11 protein-coding genes are annotated in these 15,330 nt (G+C 49.8%); 3 read left to right on the forward strand and 8 right to left on the reverse strand.

The window, feature by feature from the left end; all coding sequences use genetic code 11:
- Positions 1-56: 56 nt before the first annotated feature.
- On the forward strand, positions 57-1,658 hold the full coding sequence (locus MJB10_RS17450; protein ID WP_314796723.1) for a response regulator: 1,602 nt from the start codon (positions 57-59) through the stop codon (positions 1,656-1,658).
- Positions 1,658-3,394, forward strand: coding sequence for a cache domain-containing sensor histidine kinase (locus tag MJB10_RS17455; RefSeq protein ID WP_314796725.1), 1,737 nt, complete (start codon positions 1,658-1,660; stop codon positions 3,392-3,394). Before MJB10_RS17450 ends, MJB10_RS17455 begins: the two co-directional genes overlap by 1 nt.
- A 58-nt stretch (positions 3,395-3,452) precedes the next feature.
- On the opposite strand, the gene MJB10_RS17460 is transcribed toward MJB10_RS17455, so the two are convergent.
- Genes MJB10_RS17460 through MJB10_RS17470 form a run of 3 tightly spaced genes read right to left on the reverse strand, consistent with a single transcriptional unit; the run spans position 3,453 to position 8,613 of the window.
- A complete protein-coding gene (locus tag MJB10_RS17460) occupies positions 3,453-5,582 on the reverse strand; it encodes a glycoside hydrolase family 36 protein (RefSeq protein ID WP_314796726.1) in 2,130 nt (709 codons plus the stop codon).
- On the reverse strand, positions 5,579-6,580 hold the full coding sequence (locus MJB10_RS17465) for a glycoside hydrolase family protein (RefSeq protein ID WP_314796728.1): 1,002 nt from the start codon (positions 6,578-6,580) through the stop codon (positions 5,579-5,581). The genes MJB10_RS17460 and MJB10_RS17465 overlap by 4 nt, the downstream gene beginning before the upstream one ends.
- Complete coding sequence (locus tag MJB10_RS17470; RefSeq protein WP_314796730.1) at positions 6,577-8,613, reverse strand: beta-galactosidase; 2,037 nt, start codon at positions 8,611-8,613, stop codon at positions 6,577-6,579. The genes MJB10_RS17465 and MJB10_RS17470 overlap by 4 nt, the downstream gene beginning before the upstream one ends.
- Before the next feature lie 157 nt (positions 8,614-8,770).
- Between MJB10_RS17470 and MJB10_RS17475 the strand changes: the two genes are divergently transcribed.
- Positions 8,771-9,604, forward strand: a complete 834-nt coding sequence (locus MJB10_RS17475; RefSeq protein WP_314796732.1) for a helix-turn-helix transcriptional regulator — start codon at positions 8,771-8,773, stop codon at positions 9,602-9,604.
- 32 nt (positions 9,605-9,636) lie between these two features.
- Here MJB10_RS17475 and MJB10_RS17480 read toward each other — a convergent pair whose 3' ends face one another.
- The 5 genes from MJB10_RS17480 to MJB10_RS17500 all read right to left on the reverse strand — a co-directional run bounded on the left by MJB10_RS17480 (position 9,637) and on the right by MJB10_RS17500 (position 15,295).
- A complete protein-coding gene (locus tag MJB10_RS17480) occupies positions 9,637-9,891 on the reverse strand; it encodes a hypothetical protein (protein ID WP_314796733.1) in 255 nt (84 codons plus the stop codon).
- Positions 9,892-10,093: 202 nt separating this feature from the next.
- Positions 10,094-10,231 (reverse strand): hypothetical protein, encoded by a 138-nt coding sequence (locus tag MJB10_RS17485; protein ID WP_314796735.1) that lies wholly within the window; start codon positions 10,229-10,231, stop codon positions 10,094-10,096.
- Between the two features lie 22 nt (positions 10,232-10,253).
- Positions 10,254-11,837, reverse strand: a complete 1,584-nt coding sequence (locus MJB10_RS17490; RefSeq protein WP_314796737.1) for a response regulator transcription factor — start codon at positions 11,835-11,837, stop codon at positions 10,254-10,256.
- Positions 11,830-13,590 (reverse strand): sensor histidine kinase, encoded by a 1,761-nt coding sequence (locus MJB10_RS17495; protein ID WP_314796739.1) that lies wholly within the window; start codon positions 13,588-13,590, stop codon positions 11,830-11,832. The genes MJB10_RS17490 and MJB10_RS17495 overlap by 8 nt, the downstream gene beginning before the upstream one ends.
- 76 nt (positions 13,591-13,666) lie before the next feature.
- On the reverse strand, positions 13,667-15,295 hold the full coding sequence (locus tag MJB10_RS17500; RefSeq protein ID WP_314796741.1) for a type 2 periplasmic-binding domain-containing protein: 1,629 nt from the start codon (positions 15,293-15,295) through the stop codon (positions 13,667-13,669).
- Positions 15,296-15,330 lie beyond the last annotated feature (35 nt).

Consider the following 15,330-nt stretch of genomic DNA (forward strand, 5'->3'; position numbering starts at 1 on the left):
GTATACTGAGTGTACCCAAATTCATAAATAGAGATAAACATCAAGGGGGAAGACCTATGCTACAAGTACTGCTGGTGGATGATGAGAAGTTAACCAGGGAGGGTTTGCTTGAGAGAGTGCCATGGCAGGAGCTGGGGATCGGCAAGGTTGTGGAGGCCGATGATGGCAAGAATGCCATAGAACGTTGCAAGAACTTCACCCCGGATATTATCTTGACAGATGTGCGGATGCCCCGGATGGATGGTGTGGAGATGTCATTTGAGCTTATGAGACGTTTTCCAGAAAGTAAACTCATCTTTATGAGCGGTTATTCGGATAAGGAGTATTTGCGGTCTGCTATTGAATTGAAAGCGTTATCGTACATTGATAAGCCGATTAACTTTCAAGAGATGTTGAAGACGCTCAAACTGGCTGTAACACAATGCCAAGAGGAACGGCGAAGCAAGGTGGCTCAGACCCAACTGGCTCATCGTCTTCAAGCCGCACTGCCCCTAATAAGGGCGGAAGCAGCCCTCGGGATGGCAGGTACGGGAACTTTGGAACAAACCGCCCAGCTGTTAGTTGAGGCCGGCCTGCTTGGTTTTATGGAAGGCGCCACTTACCTCTGCGCTTTTATGAGTCTGTACCCGAGATCGGTCAGCGACTATAGACTTCCTCCTCTATCTAAATCAGCTTGCATATTTATGATTGAGAAAGTTTGCAGCGAATTCCACTATGAGGCGTTGGCTGCTTTCCATGACCACGATACCGTTGTTGTTCATCTGCGGGTTCCAAATCCTGATCCGGCGCTTCTTGAAGAGCCATATCTCCGCAGCCTCTCCCAAGCGTTATTTAGCGCCCTGTCGGCAGAGTATGAGGCTTTCCTTTCCTTCGGCCATTCCGTACCAACTTGGACCCTTCTTCCTTCGTCTGCCAAAGCTGGGCAAGAGGGGCTCTCCTATTCCTTCTATAGAGGCAGAAAACGCTGCGTGTTCCCGACTACATCTATTCGTCCAAGGCTGGAGGAAGCTATGGCCGAGGGGTGGATCCGTGAGTTTGAGGACTTGATGACAGATTCTGCTCCTGATCCCCTGTCCCGCTTCCTTCAGCACACGACGTGGTACTGCCGGGAACACGAGTTTCTTCCGGTGGATGAAGTGAAACGGGTCTATGCAAGACTGGCGAGCAAGCTGCTTATTTATGCTCGTAAGCAAGGAATCGGGCTACAACCGTATCCTAACGAGGAAACGGCGCTTTGGGAAAGCCTTGTCCTATGTGAATCCTTGGAGGATTCACATAGGATGCTAGAAGCAGTCATCGAGCAATGGCGGACTAATCAAAGGATGTCAGAACCCGTTGATATCATTCAGCAGGCACGTCGTTATATCGATGCACACTATCGGGATGAGGATTTGTCCTTACCGCAAATTAGCAGCTTTGTGTTTCTCGCCCCCGCATACCTAAGCTCGATATTCAAACAGAAGACAGGTCGAACGCTCACGCAATACATCTCTGAGGTTCGTATTGAGCATGCCATTGTAATGCTTCGCAGCACGGACAAATCAATTGCCGAGATCGCAGAGGCCGTTGGTCTTAAGGACGCCAATTATTTTTCCCGCGTCTTTCGTAAACAGACTGGACAGCCCCCTTCGGCATTTCGAAAGAGGCTCGTTCCCTGATGTTAAGAAAATTACTTTGGTCCTACGCGCTGCTCATCCTAATCCCACTTGCAATCATGTCACTGCTGCTATATAGCAATACGTCCCGTCTGATGGAGAAGCTGGTGACCTACTCCGCTAAACAGTCCTTTGACCAGGCTTATACATTCTTGAATTACAAAATGTACAATATCAAAGAAACGTCAAACATCATCTTGAAAAATCCTGAGATTATCCATTTGCTCCGAACCGTGGATCGTGAGGATCTTGTTGCTCAAGTGAGCCAGCTCTATGAGCTGCGCAACTACTTGATTCCTCTGCAGGATGGAACCAACATTACTAAAGTTCGACTCTATGTTCGGAGTGGACTCCTGTATTCGGATGAGAATGAGAATATATTCAACATGGAACTAGCCAAGCAAGACAAGTGGTATCAAACCATGCAGGAAGAGAATCTCAACAATTTTTGGTCTCCTCCCTCGTATCTTCCGAAGGATGCCAGGGACCAGTTGTCCTACATCAAGAACATTATCGATCCCGGGTCTTACAGCAACCGGTTGGGTATGATCTGTTTTGATTTTTCCTTGCCGGACATTATACGGCTTCTGGCCAAAGCCAGTTCCACGTCCAACAGTGTGACGTATTTGCAGAATGAACGAAGAGACATTGTGGCCTCCTCCAATGACACCCTACTCGCCAAATATAAAGTTGGAGATGCCATTGTTCAGGAGCTTTCTAAGCAGCAGGACCCCTGGGCCCGCCATATGGATAATAACCAGGATATGCTCGTAGCTGTGAAGCAATTGGAAGGGACTGACTGGAGGATGGTCACCGCCATCTCCTTCGATGACTTAATTGCAGGGAGTTCCTATATCCGCAACCTGATCTTTGTTTTGTTGCTGGTCATTGGAACGTTGGCTTATTTCGTTGCCTATTTCATCTCCAAATCCATTACAGGCCGCATTACCCGGTTAGCGCGCAAGATGCGCTCCTTCAACAGTACCAACGTAACCCCCTTGAGACGATCTAACGGTACGGACGAAATCGATCAGCTTATTGAGGACTACAATACGATGCTGCACCGAATGGATCGGCTCGTGGAGGAAAAATACCAGGCAGGTCAAGCGCTGAAAACGGCAGAACTGCGAACCCTTCAGGCTCAGATCAACCCGCACTTTCTTTATAACACGCTCGAAATGATTAATTGGCTATCATGGAAAAACCGCGGCGAGGATGTTCAGCGGATTGTCGAAGGTCTCGCCAAGTATTATAGACTTAGCTTGAGCGGCGGCAAAGATATCATTACTATTGAGGAAGAAATTCAACATGTAAGCTTCTACTTCGATATTCAGAACATGCGCTTTGATCAGCAGCTTCGATTGGTCATTGCTGTGGATTCGGAGCTTCTCCCGCTTTACACCCTAAAAAGCATTCTGCAGCCATTGGTGGAGAATGCCATCCTTCATGGCATTCTGTGCAAGTCAGAGAAATCAGGCACGATAACCATCAGCGGTACCATCAGCGCCGGCTCTGTGGTCATGAGCATCACGGACGATGGGGTCGGCATGGACGTTGCTGCAGGAGACGAAGGTTTAATCGGCGCGGCTTCGCCTTCAACTAAGCAAGGTTATGGATCCCGTAATGTGCATAACCGCATTCAGCTGCATTTCGGGGACGGTTACGGCATCCGCTATGCCAGTTTACCTGGTCAAGGGACTACCGTTACGATACTATTCCCCGTAATCAGGGAGCCTTAACGACGTTGAAGAGCCGAGATCCTCACCAGGGTCTCGGCTCTTTGCTTGGTAGATTGACTTAGCTCCAGTCCAGCTCGAACAGTCGGGCCGTAAAAGGATTAGGCAGCTTCACGCTCAATGATGCGCCTCCCTCATTCCAAGAATAGGCGGCGTCATGGTGCGAAGGGTACAGCACCCGTACCGCAGGCGCCTTCATTCCCCCTGCTCGAATGGGCAGTAAGATGGTCTCCGTAGAGGAATCGAGGCGCCATATGGCGACGTAAGTTTTAGCCCCACACGTTAGGCCCATGCTGATCCATCCATCTTCGTACGCAGGCAAGCCGAGCGGCCAGAAGGGCAACCCTTGTCGAATGTCGTTACGGATCATCTTATACACCTGAAGACCTTCGCGTATAAGCTCCTTCCGCTCTTCCGACAGCCGCCCGAGGTGTCCGCTTTGGTGAACCCGCAACAGGACGGAATTCACGACGTTAAAGATCGTCTCCTCCCGGTCTCCGTCTAGGAGCGGATAAGACCAAACCGCTGCCTGCTCTGGGGTAACGGCAGTTGGGCTGGCCGCAGCAATGGCTGAGAATACCCGGTAATCGCACTGATCACTGGTAGATTGGACGCTGTGGCGCTGCAGAAGCGCATAATCCATGCGCATCCCACCGCTTCCACAGTTCTCGATCACGAGTGTTGGATAGGCAGCGAATATACGGTCAAGCCAAGCCAGATAGGCGCGGTTATGAGCCAGCAGTCCATCGCCGAAGCTGTTCGCGTCCCGTTCCGTCCCGATCCCCGCATTGATATTGTAGTCCATTTTGATATACCCGACGCCGTACTCGTTGACCAACCGGTCTATGACCTGATCGGCATGGGCGATGACCTCTGGGTTTCGAAAATCGAGCTGGTAACGTCCACGGTCAATAATTGGCACGCCATGACGTTGAAAGAACCAATCCTTGGATACACGCTTTACCATGGGACACTGAATGCCCATGACCTCGATTTCAAGCCACAAGCCGGGCACCATTCCTTTGGAACGGATCCGATCAAGGGGCTCGCGGATGCCTCCCGGAAAGCGCTGGAGGGAAGGCAGCCATTCTCCTACCCCATCCCACCACTCTCCATCCGCATACCAGCCGGCATCGATGCAGAAATATTCGCAACCTGCCTCAGCCGCGGCATCAATGAGGGGGAGCAGCTTCTCTGTCGTAGGGTCGCCAAACAAGCAGTTCATATAGTCGTTGAAAATAATAGGCAGCTTCTCGTTATCTTCATTCGGCCTACGGATGGCTCTGCGATACAGCGTTAACTGCCGGAACGCTTCCTCATAGCTCCCTCTCACCGATCCTACCGATACCGGTACCGATACGAACCGCTCCCCGGGCTCCAACCGTTTCCACCAGTGATTCTCCGTCTCCGTCGGACCGCTAAGCTGCACATAAAGCAGCGACTCCTTCACGCCAGCATCGAATCCTTCCGCCCCGTCTCCAATTTCCCAGTGCCAAGAGCCGTTATGCTCAATCTGCCAAAATAAGCTGCTCCCTGTTTCCTCATCGGTGAGCACCCCCAAGGGCAAGTAGACCGAGGAAGACCAGCTTCCTGTACTTTGGTAAGCCAGAGGCTTCGTGGAGAAGGGCGAGGTGCGGGACAAGCCCAATTCAGGGAGGGTATACGATCTCCACTGAAGCTCTCCCACCCAAGTATTGTGCGGAATGTATAGACGGCATTTACGATCCCAAGGTACAACACCGTTGTTCCCAAAGCCTGTGAAGGCAAAGGAAGTCACATACTCGAGCCCTCTGGGCACGTTTCCGGTGTTCAGGACCTCCGTCCAGGAGCGAACGACGCTCGCCCCGGTGTAAAACTGAAGATGCAAAGTAACCTCCACCCCGTCACTGCGTAAATCCATCTCGAATTTACGCCCTGCCTCATTGCGGACATCACGATGACCCGCGTAAGTAAGACGTCCTCCGGGCATCGTTCCCGTATGCTTGCTGCCATGGTGGTCATTTTGATTTTCCCCGGTGATGTGAAGCTGTAACGCTCGGCAACGGGGTCGATGCTTATCCGGAACACCGGAAGGATCGAACGCCTCCGCTGCAAAATGAAGAAGTCTCACATCTTGCTGTTCATCGACTTCGTAGACGACAACCAGGCCATTCTCTTCTATCGTCAACAACTGCGCTGTCATGGTGCTCATCCTTTCTCCAGTTCCAGTTCCATCCACCCGACGCTGGCGAAATATCCGTCAAATACCGAGTCACTCTCCGCCGACCATATGCCGGGAATATCATAGAAATTTCGGTTATAGGCCGTAAATGGTAAGGCATACTTCCCATTTCCTTCGCTGACGAGCCCGAGCGGCGTTCTAGTTAGGCCCCACCACCGATTAGGGTGATCATTCGCCTCCAGAAGGATCGGCTCGGACCAGGTGATCCCGTCGCTAGACACCATATAGCCCATCTTCTGATGATGGCCGCAGCCATCGAAAAAGGCGACGAACCGACCGTCCTCCAGCCGCGATACAATGGGATTCTCGGTGTGCCTGCTCGCTGGCTCCCTGAGACTGACGCGATGCCACGGACCAGATAACTCGGGGGCCTTCGCCAGGCCGTTTACTTCAATGGAGCTGCCATACCAGGCGTACCAGCCAGAATCCGTCAAGTATGGGTAGAACGAGTTCACCCCCATAAGACCTTCCCACGACGCCGAATCCGCTCCCGGCTCCATCAGGAATCCGGTCTCTTCGTAAGGTCCTGCCATTCCTTCAGGACCTTTCACCTGCGATACAGCCATTGCAATGCGTCCATCGTAATTCCGGTACCAGCTTTCCCTCGTATTGGGCTTTGACCGATAACAAACATAGGTGAGCACCCAACGTTCGTTGATCGCATCGTAGGTTGGCATGGGAGACCACAGGCAAGCATGGGTGTCCGTTCCGTCAAAGTTGCCGCTGGACTCCATTAAGGTGCTTACACGTTCCCAGTGCACCGAATCCTTACTTCGCCAATAAGCGAGCTTCGTGCGTGTCCAGATGGGAAGCCCCGACATCTCCGTCGTAAACAAATGATATGCGCCGTTCAGCTTGAGCACTCGACCTCCCTCGAAGCCATAGCCGTTCCCTTCCGTACCCGGCTTCCCGTCGGTAATAACGGGTGTAGAGTGAACCGAACTTACTTTGAAAATTACATCCGTCATGTAAATGACCTCCTCGTCTCGCCTTTAATTAACACGCGAACTCCATACGGAGGAATGTTAACATTCTCCTCCATGGCTGCTCCCGTAAATGCATCAGTGTACGCTCCGTCCAACCTGGTAATGGCTTGTTGACCCAGATGGTTCAGCAGCATGAGGTAGGATACGCCGTCATTCATTTTGGCAACAGCCTCTACGCCGTCTGTCTTCTCCTGAAGCAGGGGAGCGATCCCTTCCTCCTGGAGAATTTGCTTCATCAGCAGCTCCATCGCCTTCTCATCCAGGTCGCAGCCAACATAGATCACCCTACCCTTGCCGTAGTTGTTCACCGTTATGGCTGGCTGACCTTTATAAAAGTGACTTCCATAGGTTGCAAGCACCTGTGCTCCCGTTAAGGTAAGCACATCGCACCATATCGATGCCGTTCCTTGGCCAAAGTCTCCTTGAACGAGAACCGTTCTTCCGTTGTTCAGCGAGTCGAACTCTTCCAACTCCACCCCGGCCAGTTCCCGGAATAACCCGGGAACTGTAAGTTCTGTCATCCGGTTGCTCCAGGTCTTGGTACCGCTCCGGAACGTTAAAAGCAGTGTGCCGCCGCCTTCCACATAGGCCTTGCACTTGTCTGCGATTTCTTCCGTTACCAGATTAAAGGCTGGCATCATCACCAGCTTATATGAAGAGAAATCGCTCTCGACAGCGGTTACATCCAGATTCACATGATGCGCAGCAACCGCTTGATAGTAATCGCTCAGCAATCCGTTATACTGAAACTTTACATTGTGGGGCTGCCCACGGTGACTCCAGAAATTGTCGTAGGATTTGATCAAAGCAACCGAGCTCACATTCTCCGAACCTACGAACAATTGGGATAGCTGCTCCATCTCTGCGCCAATCTGTTGAATTTCCCTGTACCTGCGGCGCCCGATTCCGTCATGATCCAGAATGCCGTACCAATACTGCTCAATGCCGACCGTGCAGGCCCGCCAGCGGAAATACACCATGGCCTCCGCCCCGTGCGCGATCGCTTGGTACGTCCACAGCCGAACCTGACCGGGTTCCGGGGTGTCCCCAAGCATTTGCCAGCCGCAAGGACCGCTCTGTTCTTCCATCATCCAGAAATTCTGATTCTTAATCCCTCGCATCAGATCATGGGCCATGGACACATTACTCCAGGATGATTTGCCCCACATGTTGTTCGGGTAGTTGTCCCAGCAGATAAAGTCCAGATCCTTGCCCAGCTTGAAATAGTCCAGTTCGCTATAATGCCCCATTAGGTTATGGGTAATCGGCTTGTCCGTGCATGCTCGGATTTCATCAATCTGTATGCGCTGATACTCGGTAACGGCATCCGTGTAGAAGCGGAAATAATCTAGCACAAGGCCCGGGTTATGATTATAGGGCGCAGACACGAATACCCCTGAGGCCGCATTCTGGCTAAAGCCGTCGGACGCGGAGTACGTTGGTACGATGACTTCTTCCCAGTCGCGGTAGGTTTGACTCCAGAAGACTGTCCCCCACTCCCTGTTCAGGTTACCGATATCCTTATACCGGTTTCGCAGCCATAACCGGAACGCTTTGAGGCAGCTGTGGCAATAGCATGGCCCGCCGAACTCGTTGTCGATTTGCCAGGCAATCACATGCGGGTGATCCTTGAAGTGCTCCGCCATTCGGTGGGCAATGGTTCGAGAGTAGTCCCTATACACCTTATGGTTAGGGCAATAATGGCGTCGCGTGCCGAACCCCTTGGTCAGCCCGAATACGTCGGAAGGATAAGCGTCGGGATATAGATCCATCAGCCATTTAGGCGGTGCGGCTGTAGGCGTTCCGAGAATGATCTGAATTCCCTCAGCGGTAAGTACCTCGATCGCTTCGTCCAGCCAAGCGAAATCGTATCTTCCTTCCTCTGGCTCCATCTTAGCCCAAGCGAACTCCGCGAGACGAACTACATTGATATGGGCCTCCTTCATCATCTTGGCATCTTGAGGCCAGCGTTCCTTAGGCCAATGCTCAGGGTAATAATCGACACCAAAATACATGCTCATCCATCCTTGTCTTTGTAGTAGGAACATCATTATTTTGTTGGTATAATAGATGCATGGCATCATTATATTACTTGCAATTAACTATCGTAAATCATATGTATTTGCGTTGGATATTACTTTTTTGCGATTAGGTTGAGAAGGGATTTGGAATATGAGAGTAGGACATTTTCTGGCTCCGCCCCGTTACGGAGAATACGTCTGTTACCCGGAATCCTTCGGGCACATATACGATGATCCCACGCATGGGGAACGCAGAGACGCACAAGTTTTCCCCATGTTCAACTTACATTTACTCTTTAAGGGCGCTGGTACGATTCATTACAGGGGGCGGTGGGTGGAACTGCAAGAAGGTACCGGATTCCTGTACGCTCCGGGAACCGCCCAGATGTACAGCACCGACAAGATGAAACAGTGGTCCGTCAGATGGGTTCACTTTTACAGCACCTCCTTCACTTCTGTCTTAGAGAGCAGGTGCAGAGTGGATGGGGTATGGCTTTTTTCTTGGAAGGGAGCCCCGCGGCTGATTACCCTATTCGACGAGTTGCTTACGTATGGGGATACGATCAAACAGGAAGAAGAGGCCCACTTCTCGGCGCTCTTCTACGAAATTTTGGTTGAACTCATTCAGAACGGCGAAAACCTGATTGGCTCACCTGCGGCTGGACTTCGTACAAGGATACTAAATGCGGCAGACTGGATCAGGGCTCATTGCCACGAATCGATTACCTTGGACCAGATGGCCGAAGTGGCCGGCTACAGCCCATACTATTTCAGTAGACAATTCCATGAAGTGGTAGGGAAGACACCGATGGGCTTCTTACTGGAGAGTCGGATCGTCCGTTCCAAACAATTGCTATCCACGACCGAACTTAGCGTCCGTCTCATATCGGAGCGAGTGGGCTTCTCGCAAAGTTCATATTTTATCCGTAAGTTCCGCGAGCAACAAGGAATGACGCCAGAGCACTTCCGGCAATATAGAGGTTGAAGAACGAAATAAGAAAAACCGTCAGGAAAGTTTCATCCTGACGGTCCGACCCTAATACACACACTGCTTTGGTCTTCAGCTGGGTTCAATATATCTTTCACAAATTCAGTTACACTCGAGCGTAACAGTGTTAGATAGCGTTCATACACTCCTTGCGAGTTTCGTTCTGAAGTGGATACACCGCGCTCCGCAAACTCTTCCGTAATCTCTGCTATGATCATATGCTGCTTAAAGCGAAGCTGCCCAACTAAAGCAAGCACGTCAAAACCATATGAAGTATGCATCATAGCAAGCAATGCTGCTTCTGCTGATTTGTAGTATGTCTTTGGGTATGCGCAGTTTGGATTAGAACAGACATAGGCCATGATCCAAGCTTGAATGACACCGTTTAACGTGGAGATATTTTTCTTCCAAGCTGTATGACTTCGCTTCAGCTTTGCTCACAATGAATGCAGTTAGAGAATTCAGGTTGGAAGGTTTATTGATTACCTAAATAGTCTTTTGACCCCCCGGCAAATGCCAAGGCAGCACATTCTTCAGATCGATCGCCTGATTGCGATCCATGGCAATTATAAACGAGATGCTCGTACGGACCCCCTTGATTTTAATTAAGCTTAACCCTAACATGCAATGCTGTCCACAAGATGTCCTATCTCTTACCGTTCTTGAAATCCTTCGGCGTCTGACCTGTATATCTTTGGAAAATTTTCGAGAAATGCCCTGTGTGAGAAATGCCCACCTTCTCGGCAATCTCATACACCTTCACATTGCCTGTTAAAATGAGCTCTTTCGCTTTCTCCACGCGATACCGGAGCAAATAATCCGTATAATTTTCCCGCATGGCTTTCTTAAACTCACGAGTAAACTGACTGGGGCTCAGCCCTACATAGTCAGCTACCATGGAGGAAGAAAGCTGCTCATGATAGCACTCATGTGTATAGGTCAGGGCCGTTTTGATCTCCCAGCGCAAAGCGGACTGACTGGGCTGCTGGATGAGCGTCAGCGTTTGACTTAAGCAATCTGTCAGCTCCTCAAGCTTGCTGGCGGCGGCTGCCTGCTTCTCCAGCTTAAGTTGAGGGACGCCAGCGTCCTCGGCTTTCTTCTTTATCCACTGTGCCGCCCAACTTCTCAGCTCCTCAGGATTAAATCGTTGTGATCTCATGTGTACGGCTAACGCTTGCATCACCTTATCAGGCGTTTCCATACCCGAAACTGCGGCCTCCAGCTCCTGCTCCATTTGCTTGCGAGCCTCTGACCGAAATGGGACGTTTTCCCCAATATGATAGGCATTCAGTATCTCACCTTTTTTCTCATAAAAGGCTAACAATCTTAGCCGATCACACACGGCCCCCCCTTTGGAGAGTGCTTCCAAACTAGGAAGGATACCCGCAATATACGCACATGCTTCCACCTTCATCTCAACGCGCAAAAATGTAAGCAATTTACCTGCCGTCAACTGCATCTGGGCCATGCTGATGTCCGCATGAATACGGGAATCTGCGTTATAGATGATGCCGAATCGGCCCGGGCTCCGCTCAAAAACATCCACATGCCTATCCATTTCCCGCATCCGCTCTTTCAGACGAAGAACTGGACTGTTTCCGTCCAGATCTACTTCAATCGTCTCGAAGTAGCACTCCACTTCCATATAAGCAATGGCACCTCGCTGAATGGCCAGTCTTTTCTTCGACGCTTGCTCCCAGACGTTCGACGCGTCCCCATGTCCCCCGAGCAATTGCAAGTAAAATCGACTTTGTACCCAGTCCAGATTTTCATGAACGAATCCCAGCAGCTCTTGCTTCACGCCTTGCTCACTGCGTTCTGCTACAATTTCACGCCGCTTCTGATCAAGAGCTTCATACAGCTTTTCTTCCAATTTCAAATCGTTTTTCAGCAAATAATCGTCAACGCGCAACTGAAGTGCCTGCTGGGCGAAGGAAAAATTGGCGTGTGAAGTCAGCAGCACGACTTTGATCTGGGGAAAACGGGAACGAATCATCTGCGTCAGTTCTAATCCGTCCTGGACAGGCATCGTAATGTCCGTAATCACAATATCGGGAACCAGCTGCTCACAGAGCTCACCGCCGATTTGCCCGTTAACGGCCTTCCCTACAACCTCAAAACCCCATTTTGCCCAAGGGAATAACTGACAGATTCCTTCCAGAAAGAAGGGGTCATCTTCGACCAAAATTACCTTCAACGGTTCGGTTTCATGCACGTGTTGTCTAGGCATCCTTCGCTTCAACCTCCATGGGGATCAGAATTTTCATCTGGGTGCCTGCACCCATTTCGCTGCTCACCTGTAATCCGAACGCAAATCCGTACTCCAGCTTCAATCGTTCATCCACATTATAAACGCCAAGCTTGTTTAAACCTCTTACGTGCGACTTGGCTGATTTCTCAAAGAGCCCTTGCTGCTGCTTGGGGGTCATTCCAACACCATTATCCGATACGGTTACCTGGAGGATAGTACCACACCGCTCTGCCGAAATGCGTAGGTTCCCTCCTGTTTGTCTAGGCATAAGCCCATGGAAAATGGCATTTTCTATTAACGGCTGAAGGGTCATTTTGGGCATCCGAATATCCTGCAGTTCCTCGTTGACATCGATTTTCCACTCGAATACCTTAGGATAACGAATTTGCTGAAGATGGATATACGCCTTAGCAATTATCAACTCATCCCGCAAACAGATAATAGCATCCACTTTATCCATGCTGAACGTTAAAATATCGGACAGGGCTACGATCATCTCCTCCGATTCTCTAACCTTCCCTAGCTTGACGGACCAAAGAATGGAGGTTAGCGTATTTTGAAGAAAGTGAGGATTCATTTGAGCCGCAAGCGCTCTCATTTCCAACTCTTTTTTCTCCTGTTCTCCCTTCAGCAAACTTAGCGTCGTATCGTTAATACGTTGAATCATCCGATTGTATGCCGAAGAGAGACGGCCAATTTCATCATACCGCTCCAGCATTCGAGGGGACTCGATAAGTGACGTAGGATCCTTGCCCATATGACGAACCAGCGATGTAATCGGCTTGGAAAAGTATCTTGATATATAAAGAGCCACACCTAGGGCCCAAATAAACGCTCCCAGAAAAATATAAATTAACGTGAATCGTACATCCTGCAGGGCGGAGAACAGATCCTTGTTATCGACGGTCAAAAGCATATTCCATTTGAGAGAGGCGATTTCTCTTTTGAATACGAGACCAGACGCAATCGTTTGATATTGATCTTTCTCACGCTCCCAGGAAGCGGCAAGCGCTTCGTTCGGTATATACCGATCCTGCTGCGCCTTCATCCAAGGTGAGCCTGCTTTAAACGCGAGAGGAAAGTACTCCCTTGTATATAAAGCAACGTCTATTTTGCTGCTGCGTGTCAGATAGTCCAGCTTCTGCTCAAGCGAGCGTAAATTGATATTGAAAGCAAGAATTCCTTTGTTCTTCTGTGTCACGGGATCATCCACGTTCATAGCAAAGGTAAGGGTCGGTCCGGATAGCTGAGAATTGTAGGGAATCGTTTGCCAAATACTGTACTTGTCTTTACTTTCTTGCAATAACTGTGCAATCATCGGCTCCTTATGAACTTCCCAATATCCGTATGGGTATCCAGCCACATGACCGTCTGGCCATATGAAGTAAGCCGTATACACAAGCTCTGTGTTGCTTGCGACAAAGTCCTGAAACATCGACCAGATTGCTTTGTCCGACTCTCCATATAACGCTGGTGATTTACTTAAGGCTTGCATCGTTTGGCGTACATTCTGGGCCATGAGGTCCATGTAATCAGCCATTTTATCCGCCGTATCAGACACTCGTTCAATCTGCTGCCTTTCGTACAGATCGCCCATATAGCGCTGAGTGAGCAGACCCACCAGCAAAATGATCACGGTAACAAGCACGAGCAGCATAATAAATAGCTTTAACGAAAGGCCGAAGCGAGGGGACAATTTGCCCAGTGCCATCGACTCTAGATTGAATTTCACCTCACATCGTCCTCCATTCCTGAAATGGTCAGAAGGCACATGCTAGCAGCATGCGCCTCTTTCCGTTTCATAGTCCCTATTTCTTCGCTGTTGACTTCTCGACTTCCTTCTGAACGGCTTCATAAACTTTATCCATTCCATATTTGTTGTTTTCATCGAGGAACGCTTTCCATGCGGCATCGTCTAAAGGATCTAGATTGCCAAGGAAGAATTTCGCTTGATAGGTATCGATGCCTTTGCGATAGTCTGGATACTGCTTGAACACAGCAAGCCCAGGGAAAAGCAGGGAGCTCCGATCCGTAGGCACTACATATTTGTCGTAATCCTTAGCCAGTATGCTCGCATATTTGTTCGCCAACTCCAGCAAGGAAGGCTCATCCTTATATTTGGCCAGGAAGGCTTCTGAATTCACATGATTATACGAACGACCAAAGCCATACATGCCCAAATACGATTTACCATCTGTCACATAAGCGTTATTATATACCGGCTTGCCGCCTTCAACGGTATGCTCTTTGCCTGGAAGCCCCATTTCCGTAAAGAACGTGCCTTCCGGTGAATAAAACCAATCCATCAATTTCGTAATGCTATCCCAATCCTTGGCAATTGACGTTACAAATGTTATCGATTGATGCTTGCTTCCAGGTGCATTTGCGTAAAACTTGCCGTCCTTTGAATTGACAATTGGATTCTCAACCATCGCCCATTTTGCGTCTTTAAATCCATTTTGCAGCAACTTGCGTGCGTAATCAAGCACGATGGTTCCATTGGTCTCAACAATGCCTACCTTGTTGTTAACGATCTTGGTCTCCTGTGCTTTATCGTCCGTAATGCCTTCTTGGTCAATCAAGCCATCCTTAAACCAGGACTGCACTGTCTTGAACGCATAGCGTCCGTTCTCAGTCGCATACGGGTTCATACGCTTGCCGTCAATCACAACATCCGACCATGGATTGGCGCCCAGGAAGGTCATCCATTCGTTCATTTGCCCGAAGTTCTTTCTTGGCACCATACCGAAAGTGTCATTTTTGCCATTGCCATCCGGATCATTCTTCACGAAAGCTTTCATCAAGCTGGTCAAATCATCGGTTGTCTTCGGCATCTGCAGACCCAGCTTATCGACCCAATCCTTGCGCACCCAGAAATAACTTAGGTTCGGATTCCCGAGTGCCGGCCTCGTTGGGAAGCCATAGTTCTGCCCGTTATTCCGAGAGGAGCCCTCCCATACTGCTTGTGGAACATTAGCGGTCATGTTCGGCATTTTGTCCTTATACTGCTTCAGCTTATCGTTAATGGGAACGATGGTGCCATTATCCATCCATTCCTGCTGGACGTCAAAATATTGAAACATATCGATTTGCTTACCGCCGGCGAGTTCCACAGCGAGCTTCTGTTTAAACTCGTCCCCTGTGCCAGGGTAATAAATTGGAACAAGTCTTATACCCGTTTTCTCAAAAATGTAACGCGTGTACGGATTGTCCTGTTGATCATCCCCGGTCTTACCGAAAGCGGACTGTGCAGATGCAACCATATTCATGGCTACGGTAATTTTGGGTGCGGTTTCCCACGTTACCTTGGGCTTATTGTCGCTTGGCGCCACAGTATTGGAAGCACCCTCCCCACCTTTGGAGCACCCTATCAGTGTAGAAGCAAGCAAGGTAAGTCCTGTGCTGACGAGCAGCAGCTTTTTGAATCGAGTTTTCATCTGTCTTTTTCCTCCCTTTTATATTGTACATTTTT

Source organism: Paenibacillus sp. MBLB1832, assembly GCF_032271945.1.
Lineage (GTDB): Bacteria > Bacillota > Bacilli > Paenibacillales > NBRC-103111 > Paenibacillus_E > Paenibacillus_E roseopurpureus.